The sequence below is a fragment of the Pseudomonas sp. LJDD11 genome, from assembly GCF_024584215.1.
In the GTDB taxonomy this organism is placed as follows: Bacteria; Pseudomonadota; Gammaproteobacteria; order Pseudomonadales; family Pseudomonadaceae; genus Aquipseudomonas.
In genome coordinates, this window is the sequence record NZ_JANJFL010000133.1 from 1 (window position 1) to 541 (window position 541).

Here is a 541-nt window from a genome sequence, read left to right on the forward strand (position 1 = left end):
CTTTGATTCCCTCATCAAATATCTTTGTAACAAGGCTATCGCCAGGTAGCATCTCCCATTTATCAAGCCATGCGTCGATCCCATTGGCTCTGAGCTGCTTCGCAAAGTCTAATACAAAGCGATCTTTATCTTCACTCGCGTGACTTACAAAAACCTTGGGCGACATATCAATTCTCGCGTTTTGATGATGGCTGATTATTAGCACAGCTTTCGCTAATTCGCCACTTGAGGGTATTGACAGTTTGTGCGCACGTTCAGTGTCATACACAACTTTCCATGTGTAGAGCTAACCAGTCAATCTATTAGCGCCATTTTTGCTGTCCTCACGGAATCACCACCTACACCCAATCACTTTCCCCCAAAACCCGATAAACCTCATCCCGCAACCCATAAAACCTCTGATTCAACTCCCCATACCCCGACTTCCAGCACAAAACCCCATCCCTATAACTCTGCCCCAACACAAGATCATTAGACGACCCCATACCACCATAAGCTGACCGAAGTTTGGCTATTCCTGACGGATCAGAATCGGCCAACC

2 protein-coding genes are annotated in these 541 nt (G+C 46.6%); both read right to left on the reverse strand.

Translation table 11 applies throughout. The features are described 5' to 3' along the window. Nucleotides 1-268: toll/interleukin-1 receptor domain-containing protein (locus NRB16_RS29925; protein WP_257107604.1), on the reverse strand; the 268-nt coding region annotated here is incomplete at its 3' end. Nucleotides 269-338: 70 nt separating this feature from the next. Continuing rightward, nucleotides 339-539, reverse strand: coding sequence for a hypothetical protein (locus NRB16_RS29930; RefSeq protein WP_373568524.1), 201 nt, complete (start codon nucleotides 537-539; stop codon nucleotides 339-341). Between the last annotated feature and the right edge of the window lie 2 nt (nucleotides 540-541).